Raw genomic sequence first — 18,841 nt, forward strand, 5'->3', positions numbered from 1 at the left:
TCAGGCAGCCTTTTCTTGGGCCGTGCGGACGGGGTTGGGGCGAACCCCTAGCAGATGGCAGATGGCATAGGACAGTTCGGCGCGGTTGAGCGTGTAGAAGTGGAAATCACGCACCCCGCCCGCATAGAGCTTGCGGCAGAATTCGGCGGCAATCGTGGCCGCCACCAGCGCGCGCGCGGGCGGATGGGTGTCGAGCCCGGCAAACAGACCCTCCATCCACGCCGGGATCGCCGCCCCGCAAGCGTCAGCAAATTTGCGCGTCTGGGCGAAATTCGACACCGGCAGGATGCCCGGCAGCACCGGTGCGTCGATGCCCGCTGCGGCCAGACGGTCGCGGAACCGGAAGAAGGTTTCCGGCTCGAAGAAGAACTGGCTGATCGCGCGGGTCGCGCCTGCGTCCAGCTTGCGCTTCAGATTGTCGATGTCCGCATCGACATCGGCCGAATCAGGGTGCTTTTCCGGATAGGCCGCGACCGAAATTTCAAACGGAGCGACGCGCTTCAAGCCCGCCACCAGATCGGCGGCATTCTGATACCCCTGCGGATGCGGCACGAAAGGCGCGCCCGGCTGGCCCATATCCCCGCGCAGCGCGACGATATGGCGAACCCCCGCCTCCCAGTATGCCTCGGCCACGGCATTCACCTCGGCCTTGCTGGCGTCCACACAGGTCAGATGCGCGGCGGCGGGCAGGCGGGTCTCGGAAATGATGCGCGCCACCGTGCCATGGGTGCGATCCCGCGTGGTGCCGCCCGCGCCATAGGTGACCGAGACAAAGGCCGGATCGAGCGGGGCCAGCGTTTCCACCACTTCCCACAATTGCGCCATCATCGCATCGCTCTTGGGCGGAAAGAATTCGAACGATACGCGAATATCGCCCGGCAGCCCGGCAAACAGCGGCGCGTCCAGCGCCTTGCGGGCCTCGTTCAGCGCTTCATAGCTGGCGTTCATGCGGAAACCTTTGCATTGCTTGGGGCGGTGCCTGCGTTTTCGGGCAGGCGGCGCCCGGTCCAGATCTTGACGGTCAATTGCCCGCCGTTCAGCGCGAGGGGCGCATCGGCGGAAAATCCTGCGGCGGCGAACCATTGCGCCATCTGCTCGTCGGAAAAGCCGAGGCGGGCATGGGCATGGCGTTCACGCAATTCCTCATGGGCATGGGCGGCCAGATCGACGATGGCCAGACATGCGCCGGGCCGGGCCACGCGCGCGGCCTGGGCCAGCACGGCCTCGGGCGCCTGCGCATAATGCAGCACCTGATGCATCAGCAGCGTGTCAAACGCGGCATCCGAAAAGGGGAGAGCGGCAAAATCGCCCTGCACCAGATCGACCTTGCCCGCGGGCAGATCCTGCAGCCGGGTGCGCGCGACGCGCAGCATGTCGGGGCTCTTGTCCAGCGCGGTGACATGGGCGGCGCGGGGCGCGAAACATTGCGCCATCCGCCCGGTGCCGGTGCCGATATCCAGCAATTGGCCGAGCGAGGCAGGCAGCAGGCGGCCCAGCGCTTCCTCCACCGGCTCATCGGGGCTGAGTAGCGAACGGATTTGATCCCATTCCTCGGCATGGCGGGCGAAATATTGGGCCGAAGCCGCCTCGCGCCCGGCGCGGATCGCGGCCAATCGGCGGCGGTCCTCGGCGCATTGGGCGGCGAAATCTGCGTCCTCATCCTCGGCGGCGGCCAGCAGGCGGGCGCTGGCGGCGCGCAAAGACAGGCGACTCGATGGGCCATCGGCGGCAAAGGGGGCGATCTTGAGGAACACCCAGCTGCCCTCCTTGCGCCTTTCGGCAAGGCCCGCATCGCACAGGATCTTTACATGGCGCGACACGCGCGGCTGGCTCTGCCCCAAGACCTGCGCCAGCTCTCCCACGGCCAGCTCCATCGCGGCCAGCAGGCGCATGATGCGCAGGCGCGTGGGGTCGGCCAGCGCGCGCAAAAGAGGGTCGATGAGCAGGTTCTGTGTCATGGCTGGTGTGGCATATAAAGATATCTTTATATGATTACAACCACTACCATGATAGGAATGTTTGCTGGGGCGCAAAGGGCGCTCTGCCCGCCATTCGCGCTTGCCTTTTGGGCGCGCGGGCCTACCTAATAGGTCCAGTTTTTAGCCCCATGACGTGAGGATTTCCATGATTTCGCAACGCCAACGCGCTCTTGCCTTTGCTGTTGTCGCCTCGCTGGCGGTGGCCGCCTGCGGCAGTTCGGACAAGGCCGCCGACGCGGTGACGCCGGAAAACGTGGAAATGCCCGCCGAATCGGCGCTGGCCCCGGTTGATGCCGCGCCTGCGGCGGATTCGGCCGCCGCCGCCACATCCACCGCCCCCACCACCACCGAGGGCGTTGCCGCCGCCGCAGGCCAGGCCGCCGCCGATGTGGCCGCCGCCGCCGCCGCCGCAGGCGCCGACATCAGCCCGACCCCGACGCCCGCCAAGAAGCCCTGATTTTTGATAAAAAATGACCCGGACAAGGGGGATGCCTTGTCCGGGCCAGTTCGATGGCGTGGTATCGCAAAACCACCAGCCCATCGGGTCGCTGAACAAGTGTTAATGTTGGCCCTGACCCACCGCATCCCATGATCATGGTATAAAAGAAATTTTATACGTGTCGGCCCGCGGATGCCCGGTGCTGGACGGGGGCCCCGCCGTTGCCTATTACGTCTCCATGCCGCGCATTCCCGTCACCCGCTCGATCAGCCTCGATGAAAGCGAACTCGTCGAAAGCACGACCCGGTCCTCCGGGCCGGGCGGACAGCATGTGAACACCACAGACAGCGCGGTCATCCTCAAATTCGATGTCGCGGCCTCGCCCTCGCTGCCCGATGCGGTCAAATACCGCCTCGCGCGCATCGCCGGATCGCGCATGACCGCCGAGGGCGTGATCGTGCTGCGCTCTGAAGGCTCGCGCTCGCAATTGGTCAACCGGCAGGATGTGCGCGCGCGCCTCATCGCCATGATCGTCGAGGCCACCTTCGTCCCCAAGGCCCGCAAGGCCACCAAGCCCACCAAAGCCTCGCAAACCCGGCGCATGGATGGGAAATCGCGCCGTTCCTCGGTGAAGGCGGGGCGGGGGAAGTGGAAGGAATGAGAGCTTTTGAGGCGTTATGCCTCCGGCGGGCAAAGGGCGGGGGCCCTTTGCAATCCCATTAATGGGGGGCGCGTCGGTTCGGAGGTGGGTGATTGGTTTTTTAAAGTCTGCGGCGCGGCGAAGTGGCGCTGGTTGGCGCCGCAGGCTTTCAAATTTTGACGCTGCGTCCAAAGCTTAACGCTGAACCCTTGGCGCAACGAAAACATTAATGGGATTGCAAAGGGTGTAACACCCTTTGCCCGCCGGAGGCAAAACCCTCACTCCCCCTGATCTTCCTCGCCCTGCTGTTCCCAAACCTTCGCCAAATCCATCCCTTCCTCAAATCCCAATTCGATGAAATCCTCAGGGAGAGGCGCCACGGCATGGATCGGCGGCTTGCCCTCGCGCAGGACGGTCAGTTCGACTGCGTGAAGCATCGTGCGCGCCGCGCCCGTGCCGTCGCCATAGATCGGATCGCCCACCAGCGCCGCGCCGAGGCCCTTTTGCGCATGGACGCGGATCTGGTGGGTGCGGCCCGTTTCGGGGCGGAATTCGACCAGCGTCATCCCGTCCACTTCGGCGATCTTGCGCCAGTGGGTGACGGCGGGCTTGCCTTCGTGCGAGGCAACGATCCGCCAACCGCCATATTTGCTCGAGGTTTTGAGCAGGTTGAGCGAAATCGTGCCCGATTCCTTGCGCACCGGACCATTGACCACGCCAAGGTAGCGCTTGGACACCACGCGCGCCTCAAACGCGGCGCAGAATCGCTTATGCGCCTTGGGATTGCGCGCCAAGAGCAGGCAGCCCGACGTGTCCTGATCGAGGCGGTGGACCGGCAGCGGCTCGCGCGCAAAGCCAAGGCGCAGATCGGGAAGGAAATCTTCCAGAGCCACGCCGCCCTTGCGCGGACGGTCGAGGGGCAAGCCGGCGGGCTTGTTGACGATCAGCGCTTCGCCGTCTTCAAACAGGATGGGAATGTTCATGCCCACCCCATAGATCATTTGAGGGCCGAAGCAATCCGGGCGAAGGCCTGCGTCAGTTTCGCCTCATCGGCGGCGAAGGAGATGCGGAAACCGGCAAAGCCGCAATGCGCGCCGCCAAAGGCGCTGGCCGCGACAATTGCCACGCCGTTTTCGAGCAGATGCATGGCCAACGCTTCATCATCGCCAAAGCGGGGCATCAGGGGCGCGGCATCGATCATGCAATAGAACGCGCCATCGGGGATCGGCGTCGACAGGCCGGGAATCGCGTTGATCGCATCGACGCAAAGGTCGCGCCGCGCCCGGAACCTCTCGCGCCAGTCGAGCAGGAATTCCTGCGGCCCTTCAAACGCGGCCACAGCGCCTGCCTGCGAGATCGAGCAGGCATTGCCCGAGACATGGCTTTGCAAACGCCCCATCGCGCCGATCAGCCATTCCGGCCCCGCCGCCACGCCAATGCGCAGCCCGGTCATCGCATGGCTCTTCGACACGCCCGAAACGGTCAGCACCCGCTCGGCCAGATCGGGGCATTCCACCGCCAGCGTGGCATGAACGCCCCCATTATACCGCAGCGGCGCGTAAATATCGTCGCTCAGCACCAGCACCTGGGGATGGCGGCGCAGCACCTCGCCCAGCGCCTGCAAATCCGCCGCGCTGTATGTCGCGCCCGTCGGGTTACCGGGGCTGTTGAGCAGCAGCCAGCGGGTCTTCGGCGTAATCGCGGCGGCCAGAGCATCGGCCGAGAGCCGGAAACCATCGGCCGCATAAGTCGCCACCGGCACCACGCTCGCGCCCGAAAAGCGCACGATTTCGGGATAGGACACCCACCATGGCGCGGGGATCAGCACGTCATCGCCCGGATTGAGCGTGGCCATCAGCGCGAGGAAGATCGACTGTTTCCCGCCCGAGGACACCAGCACCTGTGAAGGCGCGACCTTCAGCCCCAGATCGCGCTCATAATGCAGCGCCGAGGCGCGCCGCAGCGCCGCCGTGCCGGCCACCGCCGTATAGCGCGTGTCACCCGCATCCAGCGCATCCTTCATCGCGGCCACCACATGGGGCGGGGTCGGGAAATCCGGCTCGCCCACGGACAGCGAGATGATGTCGCGGCCTTCCTCGCGCAGCGCGATGGCGCGGTCGGTCATGGCGTTGGTGCGCGAGGGCTGGATGCGCGAGAGGGCCTGGGAGATGTTCATGGAAAGCGCGTTAAGCGCAAAGGCGCTGCGCCATCAAGCGCAAAGCTGCGCCCGCATCAAGCCGCGCAGGCCGTTGCCGATAAAGAATCCCTCCTCCAGATCCTCCAGCGTCAATTCCGCCTCACGCGCGCGCCCTTCCTCGATCAGCGTCCGGCGCAAAACCCCCGGCAACAGGCCCAGCGCCAAAGGCGGGGTCAACAGCATTCCGTCGCGTTCGACAAAGACGCTGGTGAAACAGCCCTCGGTGATCAGCCCATCGTCGCGGACAAAGATCGCCTCCTTCGCGCCCTCGGCCCGCGCCGCGCGCAGGCCCGCTTCATAGAACCAGCGGTCGGAGGTCTTGTGCCGCAGCCGCCAGTCGCCCGTGTCGAGCGGGATGGGCAGGGCGATGACCGGCACCGGCCCGGCCGCGTCCAAAGGTGCGGGTAAAGGCCCGACCTCGACACTGACCGCCCCGCTGCGCCCCAGCACGAGGCGCAGGCGCGAGGGCTTTTCCACCTCGAAACACAGCGCATGGATGGCATTGCGCGCGCCGTGGCGGTCAAAGGAAAAACCCAGTTCGCCAGCGCTTTCCTTCATCCGCTCCAGATGCGCCTCCAGCAGAGGTACGCCCTGTTCGGGATCAAAGGCCATGGTCTCGATCAGATCGAAGGCCGCAATCCTCTTGTCCGGCGCTGGCTGATGCACGAAACCCCCTTTGACCAGACATTCCCGCCATTCGTCGATGGCATGCGAATCCGCCACCACCGCCGACCCCACGCCCAGCACCGCTTTCCCATCGGGCGCCAGACGCAAAGAGCGGATTGCCACATTGAATGCGGCGCATCCAGTGGAATTACCGGGCGTTGGCGGGTCGATATGGCCCAGAGATCCGCAATAGATCCCGCGCGGATCGCGTTCATGGGCATGGATCAATTCCATCGCGCGGATTTTTGGCGCGCCCGTCACCGATCCGCAGGGAAACAGCGCCCGGATCACATCGACCAAAGAGCGTCCCTCCTCCAGCCGCGCCGTTACGGTGGAGACCATCTGATGCACGGTGGGATAGGATTCGATGGCAAAGGGTGCGTCCACTCGCACGCTGCCCGCATCGGACACGCGGGCGATGTCATTGCGCATCAGATCAAGGATCATCAGATTTTCCGAACGATCCTTGATGCTTTCGACCAGTTCGCGCGCCAAGGCCGCATCGGCCTTGGGCGTGGCGCCGCGCGGGCGGGTGCCCTTCATCGGCTTGGCGCGCAAATCCCGCCCCTGTGCCTCAAAGAACAATTCGGGCGAGAGGCTGAGCAGCCAATATTGGCCGTCGAACAAGATGCCGCCATGGCCGCCCCCGCCGCTGCTGCGCAATTGGGCATAGAGCGCCAGCGGATCGCCCGCCCATGGTCCGGCCAGCGGAAAGGTGAAATTGGCCTGATAGATGTCGCCCGCGCGGATCGCTTCGGCAATATGGCCAAAGGCAGACGTATAGGCCCCCGGCCCGATGGCGGGTACCATGGGGCCGATCCGGGGCGCCGGATCATGCGCGGCATGCCCGGCCAGCCATTGCTCCACCTGCGCGCCCGACATATCCTGCCAGCCTTCAAAGGCCCCCATCCACACCAGCGGCCCATCGGCCCCGCTGCGCGCCGCGGCCAGAGGGGCGAGGCGTGGTTCCAGCGCCAACCCTGCCTCATAGCCGAAATGGCCCGCGCAGGCGTAACCCTGCGCGATCAGCGCCTCGATCCGCGCCAGCGCCGGGGCGACCTCTTCGGGCCGCCGCGCGACGATGATCTCGCGGGGATTGGTATAGAGCCGCGCACAGCCTTGTTCTCCGGCCCGTGCGTCGTCGAGCAGAACAAAGGGCGCGTCACGGCGCCGGTCGTTTCTTATGGAATCTCCCATGATGCGCGGCTTCTAGCGATGTCGGGCCAAGGTTGCAAAATCCCTTTGTTCGACGGGCGTCCGTGATGCGCTTTGCCCGAAGAAAGCGATAGAAATGGCCTAACATCGCATTATATTGGACGAATTGGAGGGGCTGGCCCGTTCGGCCCTGTCGACTGGCGGGCCATCATGAACGGGGCGGGGAGCGCCCGGGGGGAGAGCGATCATGCGTCATCATCGGCTTTTTGGCACTGTGCTTTGCGCCGCCATGATGCTGCCCCATGGGGTATGGGCCGCGCCCCATCCTGCGGCGCGCCCGGTTGCCCGCCATCCCGCACCCGCCGCGCCCGCGCCCGTTGTTGCCGAGCCTGTGGCGGCCCCCGCTGCCCCGGCCCAGCCATTGCCGCCCCCGCCTCCCGCGCCGCGCGGGCGGCTGGATGGCGCGGTGACACCCGCCTTCTACCGCCTCGACCTCTCCGTCGATCCGGCCAAGGAGCGCTTTTCCGGCCATGTCGAGATTGACGCGCTGCTCCACGGGGCGTCGCATTATGTCTATCTGCATGGGCGCGATCTCAATGTCACGCGGGTCAGCGCCAACGTCAACGGGCGCAAATTTGCGGGCCATTGGAAACAGGTGGACGACACCGGCGTCGCCCTGCTGACGTTTGACGAGGAATTGCCCGCCGGTCAGGCCACTTTCGCCTTTGACTATGACGCCGCGTTTCAGGACGGGCCGCAGGGCATGTTCCGCGTGAAAGTGGGCGATGCGTGGTATAGCTGGACCCAGTTTGAATCGATCGACGCGCGCGCGGCTTTCCCCTCGTTTGACCAGCCGGGGTATAAGCAGCCCTTCACCGTCACGCTGCGCACGCCCAAGGGCATGACGGCGGTGTCCAATGCGCCCGAAACCGATACGGTCGATGACGGCGCGCAGACCATCCACCGCTTTGCCCAGACCGCGCCGCTGCCCTCCTATCTGGTGGCGATGATGGTGGGGCCTTTTGCTGTGGCCAAGGGCGAGGTGGCGTCCACGCCCCAGCGCGATAAGCCTTTGCCCCTGCGCATCATTTCGACCCAGCAGAACAAGGACAAGCTCGCCTTCGCGCTGGAGAACAGCAAGAGCATCGTCACCCATCTGGAAAACTATTTCGGCACCGCTTTCCCCTATCCCAAGCTGGACCAGATCACCGCGCCCGTCATGCCCGGCGCGATGGAGAATGCCGGGGCCGACCTCTATCAGGACAATCTGCTGATCCTCGACGATGCGGCCACCACGGCGCAAAAGCGCGCTTTCGGCATGGTGGTCGCGCATGAGCTGGCGCATCAATGGTTCGGCGATCTTGTGACGCCCGCGTGGTGGGATGACATCTGGCTCAACGAGAGCTTTGCCAACTGGATGGGCTATCGCATCGGCAACGAGTGGCGGGGCGATCTCAACATCGGCGCGGGCGCGCTGGAGGAAGGCTTTGCCGCGATGGGCACCGACGCCCTCTTGGCGGGGCGGCCGATCCATCAGAAAATCGACACCAACGCCCAGATCGACGCGGCCTTCGATTCGATCACCTATGGCAAGGGCGGCCATGTGGTGGCGATGATCGCGGCCTTTATGGGCGATGATGCGTTCAAGGCGGGCGTGCGCGATTATATGGCCGCGCATCGCTACGGCAATGCCACCAGCGCCGACTTCTTCGCCTCGTTGGCCAAGGCTTCGGGCGATCCGCGCATCCTGCCCGCGATGCAGAGCTTTACCGACCAGCAGGGCATTCCCCTGCTGACCTTCAGCGGCGGCAAGGGCGAATATTACGCGGTGCAGAGCCGCTATGCCCGGTTGGGCACGCAGGCCCCGCCCCAGAAATGGTCGATCCCCTTTTGCGTGCGGGTGCAAAAGATCCGCCAGTGCCAGTTGCTGGACGGCGAGGCGGCGATCATCAGCATCATCGTCAATGGCGCGATGATTCCCAATGCGGGCGGCACCGGCTATTACCGTTTCGATATGCCGCAGGCCGATTGGGAACGTCTGCTGGCGATTTCGGCGGGCCTTCCGGGCGGCGAGGCGCTGGCCGTGGCCGACAGCCTGTGGGCCAGTTTCCAGGCCGGGCGCGCGCGGCCCGCTTTGCTGCTGCAAATGGCGCGTACCATGGTGAATAACCCCGATTCCTATGCCGGCGCGGCGGCCACCGGATGGATGCAGACGCTCGAGCGCGCCGGTTTCTATGACGCCCCGGCCGAGGCGGCCTATCGCGCCTTCTTCACGCGGCTCTATGCGCCGATGCTGACCAAGGCAGGGTTCAATCCGGCGTTGGGCGCCTATGCGGGCGAGGACGCCGAGGCTTCCCAGCGCCGCGCCCAACTGGTGCGCAAGATGGCGGGCGTGGCGCGCGATCCGGCGCTGCTCTCCACGCTGGCAGGCGCGGCGGGCGCATGGCTGGGGGGCAACAAGGCGGCGCTCGATCCGGCATGGTATGGCGTGGGCCTTGGCGCATGGCTGGAGGCGCAGCCGGACCGCATGGCGGCGGCCAAATCCCTGTTTGAACAGGCGCTGGCTTCGCAGGACCCGCTGTTCCGCCCCTCCGCGCTTTCGGCTCTGGCCGGGTCAGGCAAGGCGGATGTCGCGCAATGGCTGCTCGACGATGCCAAGGACAAGCGCTTGCGCCTGTCCGAAAGGGTGCAATTGGTGATGGGCGTGGCGGTGAACACCAAGACGCGCGACATGGGCTATGACTGGCTGCGCGCCCATGCCGATGAACTGCTCTCGGGCAGCTCGGGCATCTTCCTTGCCTCGCGCCTGCCGCAGGTGTTCGGCACCTTCTGTTCGGTGGAAAAATCCGAGGCGATCCAGAAGGATTTCGGCGCGCGGCTGGCGGGCAAGACCGGCGAGCTGGAGCTGGCCCGCGTCATCGAACAGGTCCATAGTTGCGGCGTGTTGAAGGACGCGCGCGCAGCCGAGGTTTCCGCCGCGATGGTGCGCGCCAAATAATCAGCCCGCCATAATCAGGCAGGAAGCGGCAGCCAGAGCGTGGCCATCAGGCCGGTGACCGCTCCGCGCGCGTCGGTCTGGTTATGCAGCGTCAGCCGCCCGCCATGCTGGTCCGCAATCGCGCGGGCCAGCGTCAGGCCAAGGCCCGCGCCCCCGGTGGCAGTGTTGCGCGAAGGTTCGCCGCGGGTGAAAGGCTCGAACATCTTCTCGATGTCGCCGCCGATCCCCTTGCCATGGTCGACCACGCGGATCACCGCCCAGCCGCGCCCCTCGGCCTCCTCGCGCACCATCGTCACCTGCGCGCTGCCCGCATAGCGCAGCGCATTGCCGATCAGATTGCGCAAGGCCCGGCGCAGCCATGTCGCGCGCACGGGCATGACCAGACGCGGCGCGTGGTCGAATTCCACATCCTCGCCCATATCCTCATATTCCTCGACAATCGAGGCGACGAGGGCGGCCAGTTCGGTCGATTCCACCGGATCGCTGGGGCGGCCCACGCGGGCCAGCGAGAGAATGTCGTCCAATGAGCGGGTGATGTCCTCGATGGTCTTGGCCATCTTGTCGCGCTCGGCATCGTCCTCCACGCTCTCGATCCGCACGCGCAGCGCGGCCAGCGGCGTTTTCAGATCATGGCCGATCGCGCCCAGCATCACGTCCTTTTCATTGATCAGCGAGGTGATGCGCATTTCCATCGCATTATGCGCCTCGATCAGATGACGCACATCGGCGGGGCCTTGCGGTTCAAGCTGGTCGGTGGATTCGCGGGTGCGGGCGAATTGATCGACCCGGCTGGTCAGCGCCGCCAGAGGTCGCGCGATCCGTCGCAGGATCAGCGCAATCGCGCCCACCAGCACGGCATAGATGAACAGTGTCTGGGCAATCAGCGTGGCCAGCAGCCACGGATCGCGCGCGGGCACGGAGGAGCGCACCACCATCCAGTCGCCGCCGGTCTGCGCCTGCGCGGCGGCCACCAGCACATGTTTGGGCTTGGGCGGGGCATGGTCGCCCATCATCGCATAGCGGCGATCGACGCGCTTTTTCCAGAAGGGATCGTCGGCAATATCGCGCTCGACCACCATCAGATGCTGGGGTTTCAGATCCTGCGAGCCGAGCAGCTCATTGAGGCGCTGGGTGATTTCGGGCTTGGCCTCGTCGCCCGGATTGGGGCGGAAATCGGCCATGCGCACCGGGCGCGGCCCGCGCGGCATGTCGTCCGGCCCTCGCCCGACCATCATCGGCGGGCCATCATGGTGATGCGGGCCGCGCTCGGGCGGGCCGGGCGGAGGAGGGGGCGGGCCTCCTTCCGGAGCGTCCACCTCGTCGCGGTGGCGCAGCGCGATGGCCGCGCGCATCGCCAGTTCCTGCGTCACCTGCTGTTCGCGATATTCGGCCTGCGCCTTGTAGAGCAGGATCGCGCTGATCGTCTGGGCCAGCAACAATGCGCCCGCCAGCGCCAGCATGACCTGTCCGGTCAGGCTGCCCGGTAAAAGTCGGGGCGGCAGAAACCGGCTGGGATCCCAGCGTTTCATGCGTCCACCGTGGGCACCCGGCGCACATCGGCGGCCAGCATATAGCCGCCGCCCCAAACGGTCTGGATCAATTGCGGATTGCGGCTGTCCACCTCGATCTTGCGGCGCAGGCGGCTGACCTGATTGTCGACCGCGCGGTCGAACAGATGCGCCTCGCGCCCCTGCACCATGTCGAGCAGGCGGTCGCGGTCCAGCACCTGTCGGGGATGTTCGAGGAAAGCCATCAGCAGGCGGAATTCCACCGAGGAAATCGCCACGATCGCGCCATCGGGCGCAATCAGCCGCCGCTTGAGCGGATCGAGCCGCCAGCCATCGAACTGAAAATCCTCATTGGCCTGCAGCTCGGGCAGCGCCCCGCGATGGGTGCGGCGCATCACGCTGCGAATGCGGGCGACCAGCTCGCGCGGCTCGAAAGGCTTGACGACATAATCGTCCGCGCCGATCTCCAGCCCCACGATCCGGTCGGTCGCCTCGCCGCGCGCGGTCAGGAAGATCGTCGGAATCGAACGCGCCTCGGTCAGATGGCGGCACAGCGACAGCCCGTCCTCGCCCGGCATCATGATGTCGAGCAAGACCAGATCGGGCACATCAAGGGCAATGATGCTGCGCGCCTCGGCCGCGCTGGCCGCCTGCCGGACGGCAAACCCCTGACGCTCCAGATAGGAGGCCAGAGGTTCGCGCAGATCCGGCTCGTCATCGACCAGCAGGAGGCGCAGCGGAGTAATGTCGCTGTCGCTGTTCACTTCAACCTTACCTTACTGCCCCGCAGGAGGCGGGGGCGGCATGTCATGGCCGCCATGTTCAGGGCGATGGCCACCCGGACCGCGCCCGCCCATGTTCTGGCCCATATGAGCCTTCATTGCGGCGCGACGTTCCTCGGGCGTGACCTTGCCATCGTGATTGGCATCCGCGCTGTCAAACATCTTGAGCGCGGCGCCGACAAAGGCGTCCTTGGTCACGGTGCCGGTGTGATTGGGATCGGCCTGGCGCATCAGGCCCATCATCATCATGCCGCGGCCCATGCGATGATGTCCGCGCGGACCTTTCATGCCGGGGCCGCCCGGCCCCATGTTGCCGTGATCCATTTTGCCGTCCGGTCCGCCCGGAGGCGGGGGGGGCATGTCATGATCGCCACCCATGGCGCCCATGCCATGCTTCATCCGTTCGCGCATCCTGTCATGGGCGGCTTCAAATTCCTGGCGGCTCAACTGGCCATCATGGTTGGTGTCCATGGCGTCGAAATGCTTGGCCTCGCGCGCCTCGCGGTCGGCCTTGTCCAGCTTGCCGTCATGATTGATGTCCATCATGTCGAACATCTTTTCGGCATGGGCCTTGGCTTCGGCGCGGGTCATGTCCTTCATCGGGGGCATGGCGCGGGGGGGCATGCCATGGCCCATGGCGTGAGGGCCGGCAGACGGCGCCGGGGGCGTTGCGGGCGCCTGCGCATGGGCCGCCGAAACCGCCATGAGGGCAATGGCGGAAAGCCCGATAGAAAGTTTCCTCATCCTAGCGATCCTTACAGTGAACTCTTCTTGGGGGGCAAAAGAGAGTTGAATGAAAGCTGCAACCGTTACCCATGCCTTGAAGGGGGAGGGGAGAGGCCGGGGCGGCTGCAGCTTTCATGGCTGTTCTATGCCCCGACTGTCGCGCCATTATGCCGGAACCGCCGATTTTTGTCGCCAATTGTCGCGCCGGTCCTGCCCATTACGTACTATCCGCCGGATCGCGCGCGGCCTTGCGTGTTCCACCCTGCGGTGATGAACAGCACCCGGGCCGATGCGGCGACATTGGCCGTATGCCACACCCCGCGCGGATTGATCGCACATTCCCCGGCGCTCAGCGCCACCTCCTGCCGCACCCCTTGGGCATCCTCCTGAATCAGCGTGATTTCGCCATCAAGGCAGATCACCACCTCCTCGCCCTCGGGATGCATTTCCCATGAATCCCAGTCCTGCGTGAACGAATGCAGGCTGACCAGCCGCCCCTCGACGCCATCGGAGGCATGGCGCGCGACATAGGCGCCGTACCAGTCCATGCCGGTAAATTCCGGTTCCGCGCAGGCCGTTCCGCCAAGGCCGAGGTGGACCGGATGGGTGGCCAGATTATGCGTCATGGCCTTCTCCAAATCCGGGGGCAAAGACGAAGGCATTGAGTTTGTTGCCATCCCGGTCTCGGAAATAGGCAACGTAGAAGCCGGGGAAACGCTCGCCCGGCGCGCCTTCGCATGATCCGCCCAATTCCAGCGCCAGCGCGTGAAGGCGGTCGACCTGATCGCGGTCCTTCGCCTCCAGCGCGACCATCACGCCATTGCCCACGCTGGCGGGTTGTCCGTCAAAGGGCAGGGTGATGCCGATCCCGGCCGGACCGCCCGGCACGCCCCACGAGATATAGCGCTCATCGCCGCCCATGCGGCCTGCGCCCATTTCGGCGGCGATGGCGTCATAAAACTCCGCCGCGCGGCGCAAATCCTGCGTGCCCAGTGTGACATAGCCGATCATCATTGCTCTCCTGATGGCGCTCTGAGGTAGCCCGAGTCGCCTTCCATGGAACAATATGGGAACGAGCCCGCCCCCGCAAGCGTCACCCAAGCGGCGCGCATTGCTCCTTCAGCCAGTCCAGCGCCTCGCCCGACAATTGCGGGGCGATGATGCTTTCCACCCGCGCGTGATAGGCGTTCCACCATGCCACCTCGTCGCGGGTCAGCAGGCGGTCATCGACCAGCGCGCGCTCGATCGGCACATGGGTCAGCGTTTCAAAGCCGAAATAGGCGCCTTCCGCGCCCTCGATGGTGCGCTCCTCGACGAGCACGAGATTTTCGATGCGGATGCCATAGGCTCCGGTCTTGTAATAGCCCGGCTCGTTCGACAGGAACATGCCCGCCAACAGTTCCTGCCCGGTGCCCGCCTGTCCGCCGCTGGATTTGGCGATGCGCTGGGGCCCTTCGTGGACGGAAAGGAAGCTGCCCACCCCATGCCCGGTGCCATGGGCATAATCCAGACCCGCAGACCAGAGATATTGGCGCGCCAGCGTGTCGAGCTGCGATCCGTTGGTGCCCGCCGGAAAGACCGCGCGGGCAATCGCGATATGACCTTTCAGGACGCGGGTGAAACGGTCGCGCACCTCGTCCGGGGCCGTGCCGGGGCCGATCCAGACTGTGCGGGTGATGTCGGTGGTGCCATCGGGATATTGCCCGCCCGAATCGACCAGATAGACGCTGGAAGGATCAAGCGCGCGGTTGGTTTCCTCCGAAACGCGATAGTGGACGATGGCGCCGTTCGGCCCCGCGCCGCTGATCGTGTCGAACGACAGGTCGCGCAGGTCGCCGCATTCCCGGCGGAACTGGTGCAGCGCCTCGGCCGCGCTCATTTCCGTTATACCGCCCTTGGGGCCTTCGACGGACAGCCAGTGGAGGAAGCGCGTCACCGCTGCGCCGTCGCGGGCCTGCGCGGCGCGGTGTCCCGCCTGTTCGATGGGGTTCTTGATCGCCTTGGGCAGGACACAGGGGTCGCGCTCCTCGATGATCCGCGCGCCCGAAAGGGCCTCGAAGATCGCCGCCACGCTGCGTTCGGGATCGACCACCACCTTCTTGCCCGAAAGCGCATGGAGCGCGGGGACGAAATCCTCGCGTGGACAGACCCGCACCGCATTGCCCAGATGGGCGCGCAATTCGGGCGTCACCTTTTCGGGCGCGATGAAGAGATCGGCCGTGCCATCGGCATGGGCCACCACAAAGGACAGCGCCACCGGCGTGCGCGACACATCCGTGCCCCGCATATTCAGCAGCCACGCCACCGAATCGAGCGCGGCAATCACCGCCGCATCGGCCCCGCGCGCGCCCAGCCATTCGGCCACTTCGGCGCGCTTGGCCTCCGAAGGCACGCCCGCCAGAGCCGTCGGATGGGGCAGGGCGGGGGCAAGGCTGCGCGTCGGCTGATCGGCCCAAACCGCATCCACCGGATTGCGATCCACCGCCGCCAGCGTCGCGCCGCGCGGCTCCAGCGCCTTTTCCACGGCCCGCGCCCATGGGCGGCCATGCAGCCAGGCGTCATAACCGATCCGTGCCCCCAGCGGCGCATGCGCGCCCAGCCATGCGGCGGGGCTGGTGGCCGGGACATTCTGATACTCATACAGCGCGCCATCCACCTGATCGCGCACCTGCAAAGTATAGCGTCCATCGACAAAGATCGCGGCCTGATCGGCCAGCACCACCGCCGTCCCCGCCGACCCGCCAAAGCCGGTCAGCCATTCCAGCCGCTGGGCATAGGCACCGACATATTCGCTCATATGCTCATCGGAAATCGGGATGACAAAACCGTCCAGCCCCTGTGCGGCCAGTTCGGCGCGCAGAGCGGCAAGGCGTTCAGTGTGGATATTGTTCGGCATTGGGACGCGCTTTCCTTTGTTTCCCACACCTCTGGCTTGCGGAGGGGGGCTTGCCAACATAGATGCAAGCTATGAGCAATTCCAGCCAGCCTCGCCCCCCGATTGCCGCCAAACAGGCGCATAGCTTCACCCACCACGGCATCACCGTCACCGATGATTACGCGTGGCTGCGCGATGCCGATTATCCAGAGGTGAAGGATGAGGCGGTGCTGGCGCATCTGAACGCGGAAAATGCGTGGTTTGAAAGCCGGATGGCCGGGCAGAAGGACCGCATCGACGCCCTGTTCACCGAAATGCGCGCCCGCATCAAGGAAGCCGACAAGAGCGTGCCGCAGAAGGATGGCGATTACCTCTACTGGATCGAATATGAGGAAGGCGCCGAATATAAGAAATGGTGGCGCAAGCCCGTGGCGGGCGGCGATGATGAATTGCTGCTCGACGAGGTGGCGCTGGCCGAGGGCAAGGAATATTTCCGCCTCGGCGCGATTTCGCTCTCGGCTGATGGCAAATTGCTGGCCTGGAGCGTGGATGACAATGGATCGGAACGTTTCACCGCCCGGATCAAGGTTGTGGCCACCGGCGAGATGCTGCCCGATGTGATCGAAGGGACGCTCTCCTCGCTGGTCTGGGTCGCGGGCGACAAGGGATTGGTTTATAGCCTCGCCAATGAGAACTGGCGCACCGACAATGCCCGCCTGCACTGGCTGGGCCGCCCGGTTTCCGAGGATGTCGAGCTTTATCACGAGGATGACGATGGCTTCCGCGTCGGCTCCTCGCTGTCGGCCAATGAGCAATGGCTGATCATTTCGACCAGCGATCATGAAACCAGCGAAGTCCGTCTGATCCCGGCGAATGATCCGCTGGCCGCGCCGATTCTGGTGCGTCCGCGTGTCGAGGGCGTCGAATATGATGTCGATGAGCGCGATGGGGTGCTCTACATCCACGCGAATGATACGCATGAGAATTTCCGGCTGGCCACCGCGTCCCTCTCGGCGCCGGGGGAATGGACCAGCCTGATCGAAGGCTGCGACGAATTTTATCTGACGGGCTTTGACCTGTTCCGTGATTTCTATGTGATCGAGGGCCGGGTTCGCGGGCTCGATCGCATCGAATTGCGCTATTACGACGCCCCCGCGCGGATCGAGCCGATTGAATTCCCCGAGGATTCCTATGAGGCCGGATTGGCCGACAATCCCGAATGGGCGGTGGACCGCCTGCGCGTCAGCTATGAAAGCATGGTCAGCCCGGCCAGCGTTTATGACTACCATCTGGCCGACAAGAGCCTTGAGCTGCTGAAGGTTCAGGAGATACCCAGCGGCTATGACGCCTCTTTGTACGAGACGAAGCGGCTGGAGATCGAGGCACGCGACGGGACGCTGGTGCCGGTCAGCATCCTCTATCGCAAGGATCGTGTGGGCGCCGGCCCGCTGCACCTCTATGGCTATGGGGCCTATGGCATTGCGATCAGCCCGGGCTTTTCCACCACGCGCCTGAGCCTTGTGGATCGCGGCTTTGCCTATGCCATCGCGCATATCCGCGGCGGCGACGACATGGGCCGCGCATGGTACAAGGCGGGCAAGCGCGAGGCGCGCACCAACACGTTCAACGATTTCGTCGATGTGGCGCGCGGGCTGTGCGAACTTGGCTATACCGCGCCGGGGCGGATCAGCATCTCGGGCGGATCGGCGGGCGGCGAGCTGATGGGCGCGGTCATTAATTCCGATCCGGCCCTGTGGGGCGCGGTGGTGGCCCATGTACCCTTCGTCGATGTGCTCTCTACCATGCTGGACGAGAGCCTGCCCCTGACGCCGGGCGAATGGCCCGAATGGGGCAACCCCATCGAGGACAAGGCCGCCTTTCAACTGATCCGCTCCTACTCGCCCTATGATCAGGTGAAGGCGCAGGACTACCCGCCGCTGATGGTGACGGCGGGGCTGAACGATCCGCGCGTGACCTATTGGGAACCGGCGAAATGGGTCGCGCGGTTGCGCGAATTGAAGACCGACAGCAATGAGCTGATCCTGAAAACCAATATGGGCGCAGGGCATGGCGGGAAATCGGGGCGCTTCGAATCGCTGACCGAAACGGCGGAGGAATTTGCGTTTATCCTCTGGCAGTTGGGGGTTTGAGTTTAGGGGTTTAAGGGGGCCTCCGGCGGGTTAAGGGCGGGGGCCCTTAACAATCCCGATATTGTCCAGATTGGGCGTGGGGGCGCCCGAAGCGCAACGTTGCCGCGCCGCAGGCTTTATAAACCGCTTCGCGGAAAGGAGTTTGTTGGCGGATTTTGGCGCCACCCCAGTAATGGGATTGCAAAGGGTCGAGACCCTTTGCCCGCCGGAGGCCCACTTCCTTTCAACGAAAACCCCTTGCCTTCCGGATGCCTGTCCCCAAACTCCTCCCATGCCCAACCGTTATACCCACACCTTCACCGCAGGCCCCGATGACATCGACATCATGGGCCATGTCAACAATGCCGTCTGGGTGCAGTGGATGGAGGCCGTGGCCACCGCGCACTGGATGCAGGACGCCGCGCCCGAGCATGTGGAGCGCTATGTCTGGGTCGTCACGCGGCACGAGATCGACTATCGCGGCAATATCGCGCAGGGGCAGAGCGTTACGGCTGAGACCTTTATCCCCGAAGGCCCGATCGGTGCGCGCTTTGACCGGCGGATCGATTTCCGCAACGACGCGGGCAAGGCCATCGTTTCGGCGCGCAGCACATGGGCGATGCTGGACAAGGAGACGCTGCGGCTGACGCGGGTGTCGGGGGAGATTGCGGCGGCTTTTGCGCCGGAGGGTGGCTGGCCGGGGTAGGAGGTTTTGCCTCCGGCGGGCAAAGGGACTTGTCCCTTTGC

Annotated in this window: 16 protein-coding genes; 5 read left to right on the forward strand and 11 right to left on the reverse strand. The window is 65.1% G+C overall.

Going from position 1 to position 18,841, the window contains the following annotated elements; genetic code table 11:
* On the reverse strand, positions 1-948 hold the full coding sequence (gene metF / locus FHW92_RS11745; protein ID WP_168603421.1) for a methylenetetrahydrofolate reductase [NAD(P)H]: 948 nt from the start codon (positions 946-948) through the stop codon (positions 1-3).
* A complete protein-coding gene (locus tag FHW92_RS11750; RefSeq protein ID WP_246870071.1) occupies positions 945-1,958 on the reverse strand; it encodes a metalloregulator ArsR/SmtB family transcription factor in 1,014 nt (337 codons plus the stop codon). Before FHW92_RS11750 ends, metF begins: the two co-directional genes overlap by 4 nt.
* A 166-nt stretch (positions 1,959-2,124) precedes the next feature.
* On the opposite strand from FHW92_RS11750, the gene FHW92_RS11755 reads away from it, so the two are divergent.
* A complete protein-coding gene (locus FHW92_RS11755; RefSeq protein ID WP_168603422.1) occupies positions 2,125-2,436 on the forward strand; it encodes a hypothetical protein in 312 nt (103 codons plus the stop codon).
* Between the two features lie 220 nt (positions 2,437-2,656).
* Positions 2,657-3,079: an alternative ribosome rescue aminoacyl-tRNA hydrolase ArfB gene (gene arfB / locus FHW92_RS11760; protein WP_168603591.1), complete on the forward strand. Its 423-nt coding sequence runs from the start codon at positions 2,657-2,659 to the stop codon at positions 3,077-3,079.
* A 257-nt stretch (positions 3,080-3,336) separates the two neighbouring features.
* Here arfB and FHW92_RS11765 read toward each other — a convergent pair whose 3' ends face one another.
* From FHW92_RS11765 to pabB, 3 genes are read right to left on the reverse strand one after another with little or no spacing between them, the layout of a single operon-like run.
* Complete coding sequence (locus tag FHW92_RS11765) at positions 3,337-4,041, reverse strand: RluA family pseudouridine synthase (protein WP_168603423.1); 705 nt, start codon at positions 4,039-4,041, stop codon at positions 3,337-3,339.
* A 14-nt stretch (positions 4,042-4,055) separates the two neighbouring features.
* Positions 4,056-5,234, reverse strand: a complete 1,179-nt coding sequence (locus FHW92_RS11770; protein WP_168603424.1) for a pyridoxal phosphate-dependent aminotransferase — start codon at positions 5,232-5,234, stop codon at positions 4,056-4,058.
* A 33-nt stretch (positions 5,235-5,267) separates the two neighbouring features.
* The gene (gene pabB, locus FHW92_RS11775) at positions 5,268-7,118 is read right to left on the reverse strand and encodes an aminodeoxychorismate synthase component I (RefSeq protein ID WP_168603425.1); all 1,851 of its coding nucleotides are present in this window, start codon (positions 7,116-7,118) and stop codon (positions 5,268-5,270) included.
* 205 nt (positions 7,119-7,323) lie between these two features.
* Here pabB and FHW92_RS11780 point away from each other — a divergent pair, with 205 nt between their 5' ends.
* Positions 7,324-10,074 (forward strand): M1 family metallopeptidase, encoded by a 2,751-nt coding sequence (locus FHW92_RS11780; RefSeq protein WP_246870072.1) that lies wholly within the window; start codon positions 7,324-7,326, stop codon positions 10,072-10,074.
* Positions 10,075-10,088: 14 nt separating this feature from the next.
* Here the strand turns inward: FHW92_RS11780 and FHW92_RS11785 are convergent, their stop codons facing one another.
* From FHW92_RS11785 to FHW92_RS11810, 6 genes are all read right to left on the reverse strand, one after another.
* Positions 10,089-11,603 carry an ATP-binding protein gene (locus FHW92_RS11785; protein ID WP_168603426.1) on the reverse strand — a complete coding sequence of 505 codons (1,515 nt, stop codon included), beginning with the start codon at positions 11,601-11,603 and terminating at the stop codon, positions 10,089-10,091.
* The gene (locus tag FHW92_RS11790; RefSeq protein WP_168603427.1) at positions 11,600-12,346 is read right to left on the reverse strand and encodes a response regulator; all 747 of its coding nucleotides are present in this window, start codon (positions 12,344-12,346) and stop codon (positions 11,600-11,602) included. Before FHW92_RS11790 ends, FHW92_RS11785 begins: the two co-directional genes overlap by 4 nt.
* Before the next feature lie 12 nt (positions 12,347-12,358).
* Positions 12,359-13,108 carry an EF-hand domain-containing protein gene (locus FHW92_RS11795; protein ID WP_210428460.1) on the reverse strand — a complete coding sequence of 250 codons (750 nt, stop codon included), beginning with the start codon at positions 13,106-13,108 and terminating at the stop codon, positions 12,359-12,361.
* Positions 13,109-13,314: 206 nt separating this feature from the next.
* Positions 13,315-13,716, reverse strand: a complete 402-nt coding sequence (locus FHW92_RS11800) for a cupin domain-containing protein (RefSeq protein WP_168603428.1) — start codon at positions 13,714-13,716, stop codon at positions 13,315-13,317.
* The gene (locus FHW92_RS11805; RefSeq protein ID WP_168603429.1) at positions 13,706-14,101 is read right to left on the reverse strand and encodes a VOC family protein; all 396 of its coding nucleotides are present in this window, start codon (positions 14,099-14,101) and stop codon (positions 13,706-13,708) included. Before FHW92_RS11805 ends, FHW92_RS11800 begins: the two co-directional genes overlap by 11 nt.
* 82 nt (positions 14,102-14,183) lie before the next feature.
* A complete protein-coding gene (locus tag FHW92_RS11810) occupies positions 14,184-15,986 on the reverse strand; it encodes an aminopeptidase P family protein (RefSeq protein WP_168603430.1) in 1,803 nt (600 codons plus the stop codon).
* Between the two features lie 71 nt (positions 15,987-16,057).
* On the opposite strand from FHW92_RS11810, the gene FHW92_RS11815 reads away from it, so the two are divergent.
* Together FHW92_RS11815 and FHW92_RS11820 are read left to right on the forward strand one after the other, a co-directional pair.
* Positions 16,058-18,115: a S9 family peptidase gene (locus FHW92_RS11815; RefSeq protein WP_168603431.1), complete on the forward strand. Its 2,058-nt coding sequence runs from the start codon at positions 16,058-16,060 to the stop codon at positions 18,113-18,115.
* A gap of 271 nt (positions 18,116-18,386) precedes the next feature.
* Complete coding sequence (locus FHW92_RS11820; RefSeq protein ID WP_168603432.1) at positions 18,387-18,800, forward strand: acyl-CoA thioesterase; 414 nt, start codon at positions 18,387-18,389, stop codon at positions 18,798-18,800.
* The last annotated feature ends 41 nt before the right edge of the window (positions 18,801-18,841 follow it).

The sequence above is a fragment of the Novosphingobium sp. SG707 genome (assembly GCF_012275515.1).
Classification (GTDB): Bacteria; Pseudomonadota; Alphaproteobacteria; order Sphingomonadales; family Sphingomonadaceae; genus Novosphingobium.

Excerpts from the sequence above, each read along its gene's own strand:
- metF (WP_168603421.1), bottom strand. The coding sequence starts at position 948 with ATGAACGCCAGCTATGAAGCGCTGAACGAGGCCCGCAAGGCGCTGGAC.
- FHW92_RS11750 (WP_246870071.1), bottom strand. The coding sequence starts at position 1,958 with ATGACACAGAACCTGCTCATCGACCCTCTTTTGCGCGCGCTGGCCGAC.
- FHW92_RS11755 (WP_168603422.1), top strand. The coding sequence starts at position 2,125 with ATGATTTCGCAACGCCAACGCGCTCTTGCCTTTGCTGTTGTCGCCTCG.
- arfB (WP_168603591.1), top strand. The coding sequence starts at position 2,657 with ATGCCGCGCATTCCCGTCACCCGCTCGATCAGCCTCGATGAAAGCGAA.
- FHW92_RS11765 (WP_168603423.1), bottom strand. The coding sequence starts at position 4,041 with ATGAACATTCCCATCCTGTTTGAAGACGGCGAAGCGCTGATCGTCAAC.
- FHW92_RS11770 (WP_168603424.1), bottom strand. The coding sequence starts at position 5,234 with ATGAACATCTCCCAGGCCCTCTCGCGCATCCAGCCCTCGCGCACCAAC.
- pabB (WP_168603425.1), bottom strand. The coding sequence starts at position 7,118 with ATGGGAGATTCCATAAGAAACGACCGGCGCCGTGACGCGCCCTTTGTT.
- FHW92_RS11780 (WP_246870072.1), top strand. The coding sequence starts at position 7,324 with ATGCGTCATCATCGGCTTTTTGGCACTGTGCTTTGCGCCGCCATGATG.
- FHW92_RS11785 (WP_168603426.1), bottom strand. The coding sequence starts at position 11,603 with ATGAAACGCTGGGATCCCAGCCGGTTTCTGCCGCCCCGACTTTTACCG.
- FHW92_RS11795 (WP_210428460.1), bottom strand. The coding sequence starts at position 13,108 with ATGAGGAAACTTTCTATCGGGCTTTCCGCCATTGCCCTCATGGCGGTT.
- FHW92_RS11800 (WP_168603428.1), bottom strand. The coding sequence starts at position 13,716 with ATGACGCATAATCTGGCCACCCATCCGGTCCACCTCGGCCTTGGCGGA.
- FHW92_RS11805 (WP_168603429.1), bottom strand. The coding sequence starts at position 14,101 with ATGATCGGCTATGTCACACTGGGCACGCAGGATTTGCGCCGCGCGGCG.
- FHW92_RS11810 (WP_168603430.1), bottom strand. The coding sequence starts at position 15,986 with ATGCCGAACAATATCCACACTGAACGCCTTGCCGCTCTGCGCGCCGAA.
- FHW92_RS11815 (WP_168603431.1), top strand. The coding sequence starts at position 16,058 with ATGAGCAATTCCAGCCAGCCTCGCCCCCCGATTGCCGCCAAACAGGCG.
- FHW92_RS11820 (WP_168603432.1), top strand. The coding sequence starts at position 18,387 with ATGCCCAACCGTTATACCCACACCTTCACCGCAGGCCCCGATGACATC.